10 protein-coding genes are annotated in these 13,787 nt (G+C 71.0%); 7 read left to right on the plus strand and 3 right to left on the minus strand.

The window, feature by feature from the left end; all coding sequences use genetic code 11:
- The first annotated feature begins 1 nt into the window (after position 1).
- The 4 genes from CG719_RS21400 (at position 2) to CG719_RS21415 (ending at position 4,663) form a co-directional block, all read left to right on the plus strand.
- Entirely contained in the window at positions 2-1,951 is a 1,950-nt protein-coding gene (locus CG719_RS21400) for a fumarate reductase/succinate dehydrogenase flavoprotein subunit (RefSeq protein ID WP_100570266.1), read from the plus strand.
- Complete coding sequence (locus tag CG719_RS21405; RefSeq protein WP_100570267.1) at positions 1,948-2,697, plus strand: succinate dehydrogenase/fumarate reductase iron-sulfur subunit; 750 nt, start codon at positions 1,948-1,950, stop codon at positions 2,695-2,697. The genes CG719_RS21400 and CG719_RS21405 overlap by 4 nt, the downstream gene beginning before the upstream one ends.
- 236 nt (positions 2,698-2,933) lie before the next feature.
- Entirely contained in the window at positions 2,934-3,707 is a 774-nt protein-coding gene (locus CG719_RS21410; RefSeq protein ID WP_100570268.1) for a GNAT family N-acetyltransferase, read from the plus strand.
- Positions 3,707-4,663, plus strand: a complete 957-nt coding sequence (locus CG719_RS21415) for a lysophospholipid acyltransferase family protein (RefSeq protein WP_100570269.1) — start codon at positions 3,707-3,709, stop codon at positions 4,661-4,663. The genes CG719_RS21410 and CG719_RS21415 overlap by 1 nt, the downstream gene beginning before the upstream one ends.
- Here the strand turns inward: CG719_RS21415 and CG719_RS21420 are convergent.
- Complete coding sequence (locus tag CG719_RS21420) at positions 4,627-6,366, minus strand: NlpC/P60 family protein (protein ID WP_234375686.1); 1,740 nt, start codon at positions 6,364-6,366, stop codon at positions 4,627-4,629. The two genes, CG719_RS21415 and CG719_RS21420, sit on opposite strands and share 37 nt — an antisense overlap.
- Before the next feature lie 47 nt (positions 6,367-6,413).
- A complete protein-coding gene (locus CG719_RS21425; protein ID WP_100570270.1) occupies positions 6,414-8,795 on the minus strand; it encodes an ATP-binding cassette domain-containing protein in 2,382 nt (793 codons plus the stop codon).
- A gap of 362 nt (positions 8,796-9,157) precedes the next feature.
- Here CG719_RS21425 and CG719_RS21430 point away from each other — a divergent pair, with 362 nt between their 5' ends.
- Both CG719_RS21430 and CG719_RS37170 read left to right on the plus strand, forming a co-directional pair.
- Positions 9,158-10,279, plus strand: a complete 1,122-nt coding sequence (locus CG719_RS21430; protein WP_234375687.1) for a hydroxymethylglutaryl-CoA reductase — start codon at positions 9,158-9,160, stop codon at positions 10,277-10,279.
- A 134-nt stretch (positions 10,280-10,413) separates the two neighbouring features.
- Positions 10,414-10,536, plus strand: coding sequence for a hypothetical protein (locus CG719_RS37170; protein ID WP_267895365.1), 123 nt, complete (start codon positions 10,414-10,416; stop codon positions 10,534-10,536).
- A gap of 110 nt (positions 10,537-10,646) precedes the next feature.
- Here the strand turns inward: CG719_RS37170 and CG719_RS21440 are convergent, their stop codons facing one another.
- A complete protein-coding gene (locus CG719_RS21440; protein WP_100570271.1) occupies positions 10,647-12,632 on the minus strand; it encodes an N-6 DNA methylase in 1,986 nt (661 codons plus the stop codon).
- Positions 12,633-12,772: 140 nt separating this feature from the next.
- On the opposite strand from CG719_RS21440, the gene CG719_RS21445 reads away from it, so the two are divergent.
- Positions 12,773-13,714: a serine/threonine-protein kinase gene (locus CG719_RS21445; RefSeq protein WP_100570272.1), complete on the plus strand. Its 942-nt coding sequence runs from the start codon at positions 12,773-12,775 to the stop codon at positions 13,712-13,714.
- Positions 13,715-13,787 lie beyond the last annotated feature (73 nt).

The following is a 13,787-nucleotide window of genomic DNA, read 5'->3' on the forward strand; positions in this document are numbered from 1 at the left end:
CATGACCTCCTACGCCGACTATGCGACCGGTGCGCCGGTCGCCGACACCAAGTCCCCCACCGGGCCGATCAACGAGCGCTGGGACAAGCGCCGTTTCGAGGCCAAGCTGGTCAACCCCGCCAACCGGCGCAAGCACACGGTCATCGTGGTCGGCACCGGCCTCGCGGGCGGCTCGGCCGGCGCCACCCTGGCCGAACAGGGCTACCACGTCGTCCAGTTCTGCTACCAGGACTCCCCGCGCCGCGCCCACTCCATCGCCGCGCAGGGCGGCATCAACGCGGCGAAGAACTACCGCAACGACGGCGACTCCGTCCACCGCCTCTTCTACGACACCGTCAAGGGCGGCGACTTCCGCGCCCGCGAGTCCAACGTGCACCGCCTCGCGCAGATCTCGGTGGAGATCATCGACCAGTGCGTGGCGCAGGGCGTGCCGTTCGCCCGCGAGTACGGCGGACTGCTCGACACCCGCTCCTTCGGCGGCGTCCAGGTCTCCCGCACCTTCTACGCCCGCGGCCAGACCGGCCAGCAGCTCCTGCTCGGCGCCTACCAGGCGCTCTCCCGGCAGATCGCCGCCGGCAACGTCGAGATGCACCCGCGCACCGAGATGCTCGACCTGATCGTCGTCGACGGCCGGGCCCGCGGCATCGTCGCCCGCGACCTGATCACCGGGAAGATCGACACGTACTTCGCGGGCGCCGTCGTCCTCGCCTCCGGCGGCTACGGCAACGTCTTCTACCTGTCGACCAACGCCATGAACTCCAACGCGACCGCCGTCTGGCGGGCGCACCGGCGCGGAGCGTACTTCGCCAACCCCTGCTTCACCCAGATCCACCCCACCTGCATCCCGCGCACCGGCGACCACCAGTCCAAGCTCACCCTGATGAGCGAGTCGCTGCGCAACGACGGCCGCATCTGGGTCCCGAAGGCCAAGGGCGACAACCGCCCGCCGAACGAGATCCCCGAGGACGAGCGCGACTACTACCTGGAGCGCATCTACCCCTCCTTCGGCAACCTCGTCCCCCGCGACATCGCCTCCCGCGCCGCGAAGAACGTCTGCGACGAGGGCCGCGGCGTCGGCCCTGGCGGCCAGGGCGTGTACCTGGACTTCGCGGACGCGATCAGGCGCATGGGCCGGGGGAAGGTCGAGGAGAAGTACGGCAACCTCTTCGACATGTACGAGCGGATCACCGCGGAGAACCCGTACGAGGTGCCGATGCGGATCTACCCCGCCGTGCACTACACGATGGGCGGCCTGTGGGTCGACTACGACCTCCAGACCACCGTTCCCGGACTGTTCGCGATCGGCGAGGCCAACTTCTCCGACCACGGCGCCAACCGCCTCGGCGCCTCCGCGCTGATGCAGGGCCTGGCCGACGGCTACTTCGTCCTCCCGGCCACGATCAACGACTACCTGGCCCGCAACCCGCACCAGGAGGCCGTCACCGAGGACCACCCCGCCGTCCAGGAGACCGTCGCCGGGACCGAGGACCGCCTCAACCTGCTCCTGTCCGTCGACGGCGACCGCACCCCCGACTCCTTCCACCGCGAAGTCGGCGAACTGATGTGGGAGTTCTGCGGCATGGCCCGCACCGAAGAGGGCCTGCGCAAGGCGCTGGACCGCATCCCGCAGATCCGCGAGGAGTTCTGGCGGCGCATCAAGGTGCCAGGCACGGGCGAGGAGTTCAACCAGTCCCTGGAGAAGGCCAACCGCATCGTCGACTACCTGGAGCTCGCCGAGCTCATGTGCCTCGACGCGCTGCACCGCGCCGAGTCCTGCGGCGGCCACTTCCGCGAGGAGTCCCAGACCCCCGACGGCGAAGCGGCTCGCAGGGACGAGCAGTTCTCCTACGCGGCGGCCTGGGAGTTCACCGCCACGGGCGAAGCGCCCACCCTCCACAAGGAAGACCTGGTCTTCGAGTACGTCCACCCCACCCAGCGGAGCTACGCATGAGGCTCACCCTGCGCGTATGGCGGCAGAAGAACGCCGACGCCGACGGCGCCATGTCCACCTACGAGGTGGACGACATCTCGCCCGACATGTCCTTCCTGGAGATGCTGGACGTCCTCAACGAACGGCTCATCCTCTCCGGCGAGGACCCCGTCGCCTTCGACCACGACTGCCGCGAGGGCATCTGCGGCGCGTGCAGCCTGGTCATCAACGGCGACGCGCACGGCCCCGAACGCACCACCACCTGCCAGCTCCACATGCGGTCCTTCAAGGACGGCGACACGATCGACATCGAGCCGTGGCGCGCCGCCGCCTTCCCGGTGGTGAAGGACCTGGTCGTCGACCGCTCGGCCTTCGACCGGATCATCCAGGCCGGCGGCTACGTCACCGCACCCACCGGCGCCGCGCCCGAGGCCCACGCCACACCCGTACCGAAGCCGGACGCCGACTTCGCCTTCGAGCACGCCGAGTGCATCGGCTGCGGCGCCTGCGTCGCCGCCTGCCCCAACGGCGCGGCGATGCTGTTCACCTCCGCCAAGATCAACCACCTCAACGTGCTGCCGCAGGGCGCGCCCGAGCGCGAGACCCGCGTCCTGGACATGGTGGCCCAGATGGACGAGGAGGGGTTCGGCGGCTGCACCCTGACCGGCGAGTGCGCCACCGCCTGCCCCAAGGGCATCCCCCTCGTGTCGATCACCAGCATGAACAAGGAGTGGCTGCGCGCGACCCGCAAGGCGTCCAAGCGGTAGCCCATCACAGAACGTTCGCCGAGGGGGCGGACGGGCGGGGCCGGGAGTGGTGCTCATCCCCGGCCCCGCCTCGAATTTCCCCCCAGGGCAACCGCCCGCGCCGTTCAACATCCCCACATCCGTTCTCCCGGCAGAGGTCACGCGGACGCAAGCCGGCATCGGAAGAACAGGGACGACGGACCGCACCGCCGGTCCGCCGTCCCTCTTCCGTAGCGGGTCCACGACCAGGAGAGAACATGACCGGCGTCCCCACCCTCGAAAGCCCTCCGCAGCCCGCGCCGCCCACCCGTTACACCGTCGCCCTCGCCCGTGACGAGGCGGACGTGCGGGCCGCGCAGCGGCTGCGCCACGACGTCTTCGCCGGGGAGATGGGCGCCCTGCTGTCCACCTCGCAGCCGGGACACGACGTCGATCCCTTCGACGTCTACTGCGACCACCTGCTCGTGCGCGACACGACCACCGGGCAGGTCGTCGGCACCTATCGGCTGCTCCCGCCGGAGCGCGCCGCGATCGCCGGACGGCTGTACGCGGAGGGCGAGTTCGACCTCACCGCGCTGGCCCCGATCCGCCCCGGCCTGGTGGAGGTGGGCCGCTCCTGCGTGCACCCCGACCACCGCGACGGCACCGTGATCGGGCTGATCTGGGCCGGGCTGGCCCGCTATATGGTGGACCGCGGCCACGAGTGGCTGGCGGGCTGCTGCTCCATACCGCTCGCCGACGGCGGCGCCCTCGCCTCCGCCACCTGGGAGCGGGTGCGCGAGAAGAACCTGGCACCTCAGGAGAACCGGGTGCGCCCGCTGCTCCCGTGGATCCCGCGGGCCGGCCTTCCGGCCGCTCCCCGCACCGAACTGCCCGCCCTCCTGCGCGGCTACCTCCGGCTCGGCGCCCAGGTCTGCGGCGCGCCCGCGCACGACCCCGACTTCGGGGTCGCCGACCTCTACGTCCTGCTGTCGATGCGCCGGGTCAGCCCCCGCTACCTGCGGCACTTCCTCTCCCTCGTACCGGCCTGATGAGCCTCTGGCTGCCCAGCGCGCCCTGCACCCCGACGGCGTGCGTGGAGACGGGAACGAGGTCCACGACGGCCGTACCGCGTGCCGTGCTGCGGCTGACGCTGGTCGTGTTCCTCGTACTCGCCGGGGTCGCGCTGTCGCCGCTGGGCGCCCGGATCCCCGCCGGATGGGTGCGGCGCTGGTGCCGGGCGGTCGTCAGGGCCTCGGGGGTCCGGGTCCGCTTCACCGGCGCCGCCCCGCCCACCGGCGGCCTCCTGCTGGTCGCCAACCACATCTCCTGGCTGGACGTCCCGCTGCTGGCCGCCGTCCGCCCGGCCCGGATGCTCGCCAAGACGGAGATCCGCGGCTGGCCGGTGGCCGGCGCGCTCGCCGCGCGCGGCGGCGCCCTGTTCATCGAACGGGACCGTCTGCGCGCCCTGCCCGCGACGGTGGCGCACATCGCCGGGGAACTGCGCGCCGGCGCCGCGGTCGCCGCCTTCCCCGAGGGCAGCACCTGGTGCGGCCGCGCCCAGGGTGCCTTCCACCGAGCCGTCTTCCAGGCCGCCCTCGACGCCGGGGTGCCCGTCCAGCCGGTCCGCATCCGCTACCTGAGCCACTCCGGGGGAGCGGCCAGCACGGCCCCTGCCTTCGTCGGCGACGACTCCCTGATCACGTCCCTGTGGCGGGTGGCCACGGCACGCGGCCTGGTCGCCGAGGTCGACGTGCGCCCCGTGCTTCCCCCGGGCACCTGCCCCGACCGCCGCACGCTGGCCCTTGCGGCCCGGCAGGAGCTGCCCGACGGCCGCGACCACGGTGCCGATCCGAGCTCGACCCCGACCCGCGGTCACGCCCTCGCGGGTCAGGCGTCCGCCGGGCATGCGTCTGCCGGTCACGCCCCCGCCGGGGCGGCCACCAGGCCGCCCCGGCCCCAAGTGCCGGCTCAGACCCTGCGCACGGTGTGCAGGGACTCGGCGTAGAGACCCGTGCCGTCGAGCAGTGAGGCACCGGCCAGGTCGGCCATGGTGGGCCCGTTGACCGTCTTGCGGCTGGACAGGAAGCGCCGGTTGCCGGCCGAGTCCCGTCCGAGGTAGATCCCCACGTGGTCGACCGCGGCGGTCCGCGGGTCCCCGTCGTCCCCGGAGTCGGCGTTGAACAGCACGAGGTCACCGGGCTGGAGCAGGGTCGCGGCCGGCGGACGCACGCCGTCGGTCCGGTCGATCAGCACACCGGGTGTGTAGTCGGCCATGTCGCGGGATTGGCGCGGTATCCGGTTCCCGGACGTGTCCGCCTTCGCGGCCATGGGCACGCCCATGTGGTAGCCGTAGACCATGCGCGTGTAGCCCGAGCAGTCGAGATTCCCGACATCCTTACTCGACGGCCCGGTGTAGGCGCCGTCGGGGAAGGTCCAGCCGACGTTCATGTACTCGTGGAAGTCGGCGCCCACCATGCGGTACCCCTGCGCGTTCAGGTAGCCGTAACCGGCCTCGCCCAGGACCTGCTTGCCCTTCGCCGGTCCGTCCCCGGCGGTGACCGCGGGGGCGCCCGGAAGGAACATAGCCGCGAAGGAGAGCGCGTCCGGCACGGTGGAGCCGGCCCAGCCGCGGATCGTCCGCTCCAGCTCGGCCGTCCAGGTGCCGTCGAAGGGCTCGGGCAGCACCCGCACCCAGTCGCCGTGGGTGACGCTCGGCGGGGTGTGCCAGTTGGCGGCACTCACCTCGAAGCGGCTCGCCTTCAGGGTGACGGGCAGATTGGTGCAGCCGGTGTTGGCCAGGGCGCGCAGACCCACCCGGCCCTTGCCGAACGTCGAGTCGTTGACGTCGAAGGACCACGCGGACGGCTCGGCGGTGGCGGAACGCCATGCCTTCGCCCGGATCCGGGAGCCCTCGCGGCGCACCCGGATCGTCCAGTCCGTGTTCGCCGGATTGCCCGTCGCCAGCGTGACGGCCGTGGCCAGCTGGGTGACGACGTCGTCGACCTCCTTCTCGACGCGGAACTCGATCGCCCCACTGGTCAGGAAGGACAGCCGGGCCCGGTAGTTCTTGTGGGTCGTCTGATAGCCGAAGGTCAGCCCGTACGAACAGGCCTGGCCGGTGGGCACCTTGTCGAACCGGGCCACGGACCGCGCGTCGAGGTCGGCGACCTCGTCGTCCCGCAGATTGGCGTGCCGGCTGACACCCGTGGTGGTGAGGGTGATCAGGCCGGTGCCCGGTACGACCGAGTAGTCGTCGGAGCCGGAGGGGAGCGTGTTCCAGCTGCCGCCGCCCGGCGAGCTGCCCCAGCCCGTCAGCGTGCGCTGGAAGTCGTCCACGAAGGGCCGCTTGTTCTCGGTGAACGTTCTTCGCGGACCCGGCAGGACGACGGTCCGGGCGCCGTGGGTCAGCAGCGCGACCCGTCTCCCGTTCGAAAGGACCTCCGTGCGGGCCGGGGTCCCGGACAGCACGGAGACGGTGAGCGGGGAGACCAGCGTCACCGGTGTGAAATAGGAGGCGTCCAGCGCGGGCAGAGTCACCGAGGAGCGGGCCGAGGTCAGGCCCGCCGGTGCCGGGAGGGGATCGACGGGCGCGGGGGCGGCGTCGGCCTGGGCGGGAGCCGCGGCCAGGCCAGCGAGCGGGACGGAGGCCGCGGAGGCGGCGAAGGCGGCGAGCAGGCCGCGACGAGAGGTGTGGATCATGGACGTCATGATCTCCTCCGTACGGTGACCGGACCTGTCGAACCCGTCAATTCGCCTCAGTTGACCCGGTGTTGAGCGGACGAGCCCCCCGTACGGTTCTGGACGCCACGCTGTACGGCCCGTGCCAGATAAGGAGCCGTGGCGCTGCCCGCCGCCCGGGCGACCTCGGCCGGCGGTCCCGCCGCCACGATCCGGCCGCCCTCGTCGCCGCCGCCCGGCCCGAGGTCGACGACCCAGTCGGCGCCGGCCACGACGGACATGTCGTGCTCGACGACGATCACGGTGTGCCCGGCGTCGACCAGACCGTGCAACTGCCGCATCAGCACCTCGACATCGGCCGGATGCAGACCGGTCGTCGGCTCGTCCAGGAGGTAGAGGGTGTGGCCGCGGCGGCCGCGTTGCAGTTCACTCGCGAGCTTGATGCGCTGGGCCTCACCGCCGGACAGCTCGGTGGCGGGCTGACCGAGGCGCAGATACCCGAGGCCGACGTCGAGCAGGGCGCCGAGACTGCGGGCCACCGCCGGGACGTCGGCGAAGAACTCCGCCGCGCTCTCCACCGTGAGGTCGAGCACCTCGCCGATGTTCCGCCCTCGGTACGTCACTTGGAGCGTCTCGGGGTTGTAGCGGGCCCCGCCGCAGTCCGGGCACGGGGCGTACGTGCTCGGCAGGAACAGCAGTTCCACGCTGACGAACCCCTCGCCCTGGCAGGTCTCGCACCGGCCTCCCGCCACGTTGAAGGAGAACCGTCCGACCCCGTAACCGCGCCCGCGCGCCTCGGCGGTGTCCGCGAACACCTTTCGTACCACGTCGAACAGTCCCGTGTAGGTGGCCAGGTTGGAGCGCGGAGTGCGCCCGATCGGCTTCTGGTCCACCGAGACCAGCCGCCCGACCCCTGCCAGCTCCGGCGTGATCGCACCGATGAGCGTGGACTTGCCCGACCCCGACACCCCCGTGACCGCGGTGAACGCGCCGAGCGGGAACCGCGCCGTCACGGCCCGCAGGTTGTGCCGGGTGACCGGCCCCACCGTCAACTGGCCGCGCGCGTGGCGCACTTCCCGCAACGGCGCGGGGGAGCGGTCGAACAGGAACCGGCCCGTCGCCGACTCCGCGACCTGCGCCAGCTCGGCGACCGGCCCGCTGTGCAGCACCCGCCCGCCGTGCTCACCGGCCAGCGGACCGACGTCGACGACCCAGTCGGCACCGCGTACCACGTCGAGGTGGTGCTCCACCACGAACACCGAGTTGCCCGCCGCCTTGAGCCGCTGCAACACCGTGAGCAGGGCCTCGGTGTCCGCCGGGTGCAGGCCCGCAGACGGCTCGTCGAGCACGTACACCACCCCGAAGAGCCCCGACCGCAACTGTGTGGCGAGCCGCAGCCGCTGCAACTCGCCCGCCGACAGCGTGGGCGTGGACCGGTCCACGCTGAGGTAACCGAGCCCGAGCTCCACGACGGGCACAATGCGTGACCTCAGATCCTCGGTGAGGACGCGAGCGGCCTCGGACGTGCCCCGCAGGTGCCCGGCGAGCTCGGTCAGCGGCAGTGCGGCCAGCTCGGCGATGGTGCGCCCCGCGAAGGTCACGGCCAGTGCCTCGGGCCGCAGCCGGCTGCCGCCGCAGGCCGGGCAGGGCGCGGCGGTGAGGAACCGCTCGGCCCTGGCCCGCAGGGCGGCGCTCTTCGAATCGGCGAAGGTCTTCATCACATACCGCTGGGCGCTCATGTACGTACCCTGGTAGGGCCGTTGGATCCGCTCGGCGTCCCGCACCGGGTGCACGGTCACCACCGGCTGCTCGTCCGTGAACAGGATCCACTCCCGCTGCCCGGCGGGCAGTTCGCGCCACGGCCGGTCCACGTCGTACCCCAGCGCGTCGAGGATGTCCCGCAGGTTCTTGCCCTGCCAGGCACCCGGCCAGGCGGCGATCGCGCCCGCACGGATCGACAGCGAGGGGTCGGGCACCAGCAGTGCCTCCTCCGTCCGGTGCACCTGCCCGAGACCGTGGCACTGGGGGCAGGCCCCGGCCGCGGTGTTCGGCGAGAACGCGTCCGAGTCCAGCCGCTCGGCCCCCGGCCTATAGTCCCCGGCCCGGGAGAACAGCATCCGCAGCGAGTTCGACAGGTTGGTGACGGTGCCCACGGAGGACCGCGACGTCGGCGCCGCGCGCCGCTGCTCCAGCGACACGGCCGGCGGCAGCCCGGAGATCTCCCCGACCTTCGGCGCCCCCACCTGGTGGATCAACCGCCGCGCGTAGGGCGCCACCGACTCGAAGTACCGCCGCTGAGCCTCCGCGTAGATCGTTCCGAACGCCAGCGAAGACTTCCCCGACCCCGACACCCCCGTGAACACCACGAGCGCGTCCCGCGGAACATCGACGTCCACCCCCTGGAGGTTGTGCTCACGAGCACCACGGACACGGACGTACGGGTCATGGGGGCTGTGCATGGAGAGGCTCCGTACGAGGCGCGGGCGGCAAGGGGGCAAACCCCGCAATTCTATGCAACCCGCGGCCGGTCGCCCGGCAGGGGCGGAAGAAGTGTCGGTGACGTGAAGGGGGTGTGCTCGTTGGGCTGTCCGGGGGAGCCGCGAGCAACCGCATGAAGACGTTGTCAACGGACCTGGGTGATCACGTTGCCGCGAAGAGACCCGTCAGAGAACACCAGTCGAGAAAAGGGAAGTGATGCCGCATGAGCCTACGAGACGACCCACGTGAAGCTCGCCCGATCCGTTCCGTGGGAAGGTACGTTCCCGCCAGAGGGATCTATACGGAGTCGGCTCGGCTTCAACGGCTCGACTGGATCCGCTCCGTGACCGGGACCGGTCTGCCTTCCATGGATCGGACGCAACTCGACGCCGGGAGACTGACCGGAAACATCGAGGGGTTCGTCGGAAGCGTCGAGATCCCGGTCGGCCTGGCAGGGCCACTGCTGTTCTGCGGGGAGAACGTACAGGGCGAAATCTACGCGCCCATGGCGACCACCGAGGGCGCCCTGGTCTCTTCGGCGACCCGTGGATCGCTGGCCGTCACCATGGCGGGCGGAGTCAGCACCTGTGCCGTCGCGCAGAGCATGACCCGCGCACCGGTGTTCGCCTTCTCCAGGATGCCGGCAGCCAGGCTCTTCGCGTTGACGATCAGCCAGTACCTCAACGATCTCCGAACCGTAGTCCGGCAGGTGTCGAAGCATGCCGAACTCGTCTCGATCGAGCCCGCCGTGCTGGGCAGGACCGTCCACCTGAAGTTCACCTACACCACCGGTGACGCGGCCGGCCAGAACATGACCACTGCCTGCACCTGGCATGCCTGCCAATGGATCCTGGAACAGGAGCACTTGGTGGACAGTCAGGAACTCGAGTCCTTCATCATCGAGGGAAACACGTCCGGCGACAAAAAGGCGTCCTTCCAGAGGATGACGGAAGGCCGCGGAATCAGGGTGACCGCCGACTGCGTCCTTCCCGAAGGCATCATCAAGCGTGTTCTGAACACGACGCCGGACGAACTGACCATGGGCTATCACCACATCGCGTCCGGGGCCGTCCACGGCGGAGTGCTGGGCTCCACCGCGAACGCCGCCAACATCGTGGCCGCGATTTTCACCGCGACGGGTCAGGACATCGCATGCGTTCATGAGTCGAGCGTGGGGCAGTTCATCCTTGAACCGACATCGGACGGCGGCGTCTATGCCAGCATGACCCTCCCCGGACTGGCGCTCGGGACGGTCGGCGGCGGCACCCACCTTCCCGCTCAGCGTGAACTCCTGGAGATGATGGGCTGCACGGGGAAGGGGAGCGCCGCCCGCCTGGCCGAGGTGATCGCCGGTTTCGCACTCGCCCTCGATCTCTCGACGGTCTCAGCAGCCGTCTCCGGGCATTTCGTCAGCGCCCACGAACGACTCGGCCGCAACAGACCCGGTGCGGTCCCCTGCGCGTAACCGTCCCCCAGCGCCCCGCTCGCGCCGCAGGACAGCCCGACGATCCCCGCGCGCCACTGCCCGCCCGTTCCCAGCGTGCGTGGGGTGGGTGCGGGAGACAAGTTGCCGTCCACACCACACTCTTGGAGGGGCGAGTGGCAACCACAAGCTCGTGCACGGAACGCCTCACCCCGGCTCACGTCGCGGGATGCGCCGGGTCGGGCAAGTCGGAGGCCGGCAAGTTGCTGGCGGCGGCCCACAGCCAGTACGACCACTGAGAACAGCAAGCGGCAAGGAGCGTCAGGAAGTAGGCGGCGCCGTCCACTCACCTGGGTGTTGAGTCAGAAACTGGACGTTCACCCACCGCAATTCTGTATGAGCTGCGTCGTCAGCCGCCCAACCCGCCCGAGGCGAGCCTGTCGCTCACGTCGCTTACCAGCCGGCGCCCCAGGTCCTCGGCGCGCGTGAGGAGGTCCTCGAAGTCGGTAAGGCGACGGAAGGCCATGGCGTAGGCCGCCTGTTCCGCCAGGGGCAGGGGCAGCACCTGCAGGCGCCGGATGTCCACCCGGGACGAGCTGGAGGCGTGGGTGCCGGCCTGGCGTCCGTTGGCGGGGGCGCGCAGGCAGCCGGCCAGGAAGTGGGCGTCCAGTTTCTCCGGGTCCACCCGCAGCGCGTACAGCTGCGGGCCCAGCGCCGTCGGTGGCCCTTGGTGCACCCAGGCCCTGAAGGCCCGGATCACTCCGGCGACCACCACGTCACCCTCCTCGGCCACGGCGTGGGCCGAGCCTTCGGGGACACGCCCGCTGGGAGCGCCGTCCATGAGCAGGTCGGGCACGGTGAGCATGGGCAGGCCCGCCGCGCCGGCCGACGGGGTGCTGTCCAGTGGTTGCTGCCCGGCGATCAGGGTGAGGGCGCTCGCCTTGACGAGGTCACCGACCGTGGTCGTGGTCTGCGGTGTCCGGGGCTGAAGGTCCAGTCCGGCCAGGTACTGTGCGCAGCCGGTGAGGTCGGCCAGACGGGTCGTCAGCTCGCGCCAGGATGACGCGAGTTCAGCGTGGGAGGGCTCCTTGCCGGAGGCGGCGTAGCGGCCCGGGGTGACGTCGACCTCGTCGTCCAGAAGATCGAGCAGAGGAACCCGGACGGCGCCCTCCGGCGGGTTCCGGTCCGGTTGGTCGATGACTTCCAGGGCGGCGAGGACGAACGATCGGAGGGCATCCCAGTCGGGTCCGGGCTCGCGCGCACCGGGCCTGGCGAACCGCGTGGCGTCCACCAGGAGGGCGTCCTGCCCGACAGGAGTCGCGGAGGGACTGTCCGGCAAGGCGCGCAGAATCCACAACTGGAGCGAGACGCTGTGCGGTTGCGCGCTCCCGGGCGGCAGCGCCACAACCGCCCGCAGTACACCGGTGCGCAGCAGGGAGGCCCGGATGCGGCGGCCCGCCTTGCGTGAGGCGACGGCGGGCGGCAGCACGACGACCGCCGTCCCGCCGGGCCTGAGGTGGGACAGCAGGTGTTGCACCCAGGCCAGTTCCGGCTCGGTGCGTGGTGGCAGACCGTGCGTCCAGCGCTGGTCCGTTGCCAGTTCCTCGTAGCCCCAGTCGCGCTCGTTGAACGGCGGATTGCACAGTGCTATGTCGGCGAGTGTCCCGGCGAAGCAGTCCTCGCGCAGCGCGTCGGCCGTGGCGACCTCCGTACGGATGTCGCGGTCGTCGGCGATGAAGCCCAGACGGGCGGAGGTCAGCGCGGCGAGCGCCGGGTCCCGTTCGCAGGCGAACACCGTCAGACCGGTCCCGTCGTACTCGTGGGCGACCGCTGCGGGCAGGTGCCCGGTGCCGCAGGCCGGGTCGAGGACCGTCAGCCCGTCCTCGTCACCGTCGAGCCGGACAGCGAGAGCTGCCCGTGCCATCAGCGCGGCGAGCTGTGCCGGCGTGGTGCTGAGTTGCCGTACATGCGTCTCCAACCACCGCTGCAGCAGGAACTCGAAAGTCTCGCGAGGGCCCTCCCTGCGTCCCAGCTTGGCCGCCTCGATCACCAACTCACCAGCCTGTGAAGACAGTTGAGGGTGAATGGTCCGAGTCCGGGAGGAGCGCATCCGGCGGGCCGCCTCGGCCACTGCCAGCCCTGACTCGTCCCTGCTGCCCAGGGCCTCGAAGCGCGGCCACAGAAGTTCGCGGCCGCCGACGTCCTTGAGCTTGCCGTTGTCGCGCAGCCAGTGCTCGACCTCAGCCAGCGAGAACTGCGGACTGACGTCGGTGCCGCCGATGCGGGTGGGAAACGAGTCGTGGCGGCGTCGCCAGTTGCTCACCGCGGCGCGGCCGACACCGGCGATCCGGGCGATTTCAGCCAGGCTGACGGGTACGGCGTCGGTTGTACTCATCGAAGGCTCTCCGGGGTGTGTGGCCGCCGGGCTGGGCGGCGCCCCAGCGGCCGTAGTGCATGGCAGGCTACTACGCTCATTGACTTTGTTCACAGATCGAAGCCCCGAACATCTGTGTGGAAAATGTGGAGGACGGGAAAATGCAGAGCCCCGAGCCGCGAATGGTGCTCCATGACCGCTATCAGCTGGCGTCGATCCTCGGCCGAGGTGTCATGGGCCAAGTGTGGCTCGGTCGCGACCAGCGCCTGGAGCGACCCGTCGCCATCAAGACCGTGGCAGCGGAGTTGCTGGCCGTGCCGTGGAGCCGCGAGGCGGCCCTGACCCGCTTCCACCGGGAGGCGCGGGCCGCGGCCCGCCTCGACCACGCCAACGTCACGATGGTCTTCGACGCGTCGATCACGGACGACATCTGCTGGCTGGTGATGGAACTCATCGACGGCACGACGCTGGAGCACCTCTTCGACCAGCACGAGGACGGCCGGCTCGACGTGGCCTCGGCCGCCGCCGTCGCCGCTCAGCTGTGCGCCGGACTGTCCGCGGCACATGCCGCCGGGCTCGTCCACCGCGACCTCAAACCGCAGAACGTCATGGTCCGCCGCGACGGAGTGGTGAAGATCCTCGACTTCGGTCTGGTGAAACTGCTCTCCGACGCCGACCCCAGGCTGACCATGACCGGCGAGGGCGTCGGCAACATCTCCTTCGCGTCGCCCGAGCTGCTGTCCGGCCGCGACCCGCTCGACGGCCGCAGCGATCTCTACGCGGTCGGCTGCCTCCTGCACCACATGCTCACCGGTGACACCCCCTTCGCCACCGACCAGCCGGCCCTCCTCGCCTCCCGCCATCTGAGCGCACCCCCGCCCCTCGTCGCCGACGCGGGCGTCAAGGTGCCCCGCGACCTGCAGGAGCTGATCACGGCGCTGCTCGCCAAGAGCGCGGACGACCGTCCCTCCTCCGCCGCCGAGGTCTACGCGACCCTGGGCCCCCACCTGCCGGAGCCGGATCTCGCACGCGCCACCCGTCCCGGACTGCCCGAGGATCCCCGACGCCCGTTCCTGCTCCCGCAGGGTCCGAGGCCCGTGTGAACGATGAGACAATGACCGCTCCGGCCGGGCGGCGCCGCGAAGCTCCCGGCCAGGGGCTGGGAGGGGCGCCCGC

Source organism: Streptomyces sp. CB01373, assembly GCF_002803075.1.
Classification (GTDB): Bacteria; Actinomycetota; Actinomycetes; order Streptomycetales; family Streptomycetaceae; genus Streptomyces.

Coding starts and splice junctions, on each gene's coding strand:
- CG719_RS21400 (WP_100570266.1), top strand. CDS start 2: ATGACCTCCTACGCCGACTATGCGACCGGTGCGCCGGTCGCCGACACC.
- CG719_RS21405 (WP_100570267.1), top strand. CDS start 1,948: ATGAGGCTCACCCTGCGCGTATGGCGGCAGAAGAACGCCGACGCCGAC.
- CG719_RS21410 (WP_100570268.1), top strand. CDS start 2,934: ATGACCGGCGTCCCCACCCTCGAAAGCCCTCCGCAGCCCGCGCCGCCC.
- CG719_RS21415 (WP_100570269.1), top strand. CDS start 3,707: ATGAGCCTCTGGCTGCCCAGCGCGCCCTGCACCCCGACGGCGTGCGTG.
- CG719_RS21420 (WP_234375686.1), bottom strand. CDS start 6,366: ATGACGTCCATGATCCACACCTCTCGTCGCGGCCTGCTCGCCGCCTTC.
- CG719_RS21425 (WP_100570270.1), bottom strand. CDS start 8,795: ATGCACAGCCCCCATGACCCGTACGTCCGTGTCCGTGGTGCTCGTGAG.
- CG719_RS21440 (WP_100570271.1), bottom strand. CDS start 12,632: ATGAGTACAACCGACGCCGTACCCGTCAGCCTGGCTGAAATCGCCCGG.
- CG719_RS21445 (WP_100570272.1), top strand. CDS start 12,773: ATGCAGAGCCCCGAGCCGCGAATGGTGCTCCATGACCGCTATCAGCTG.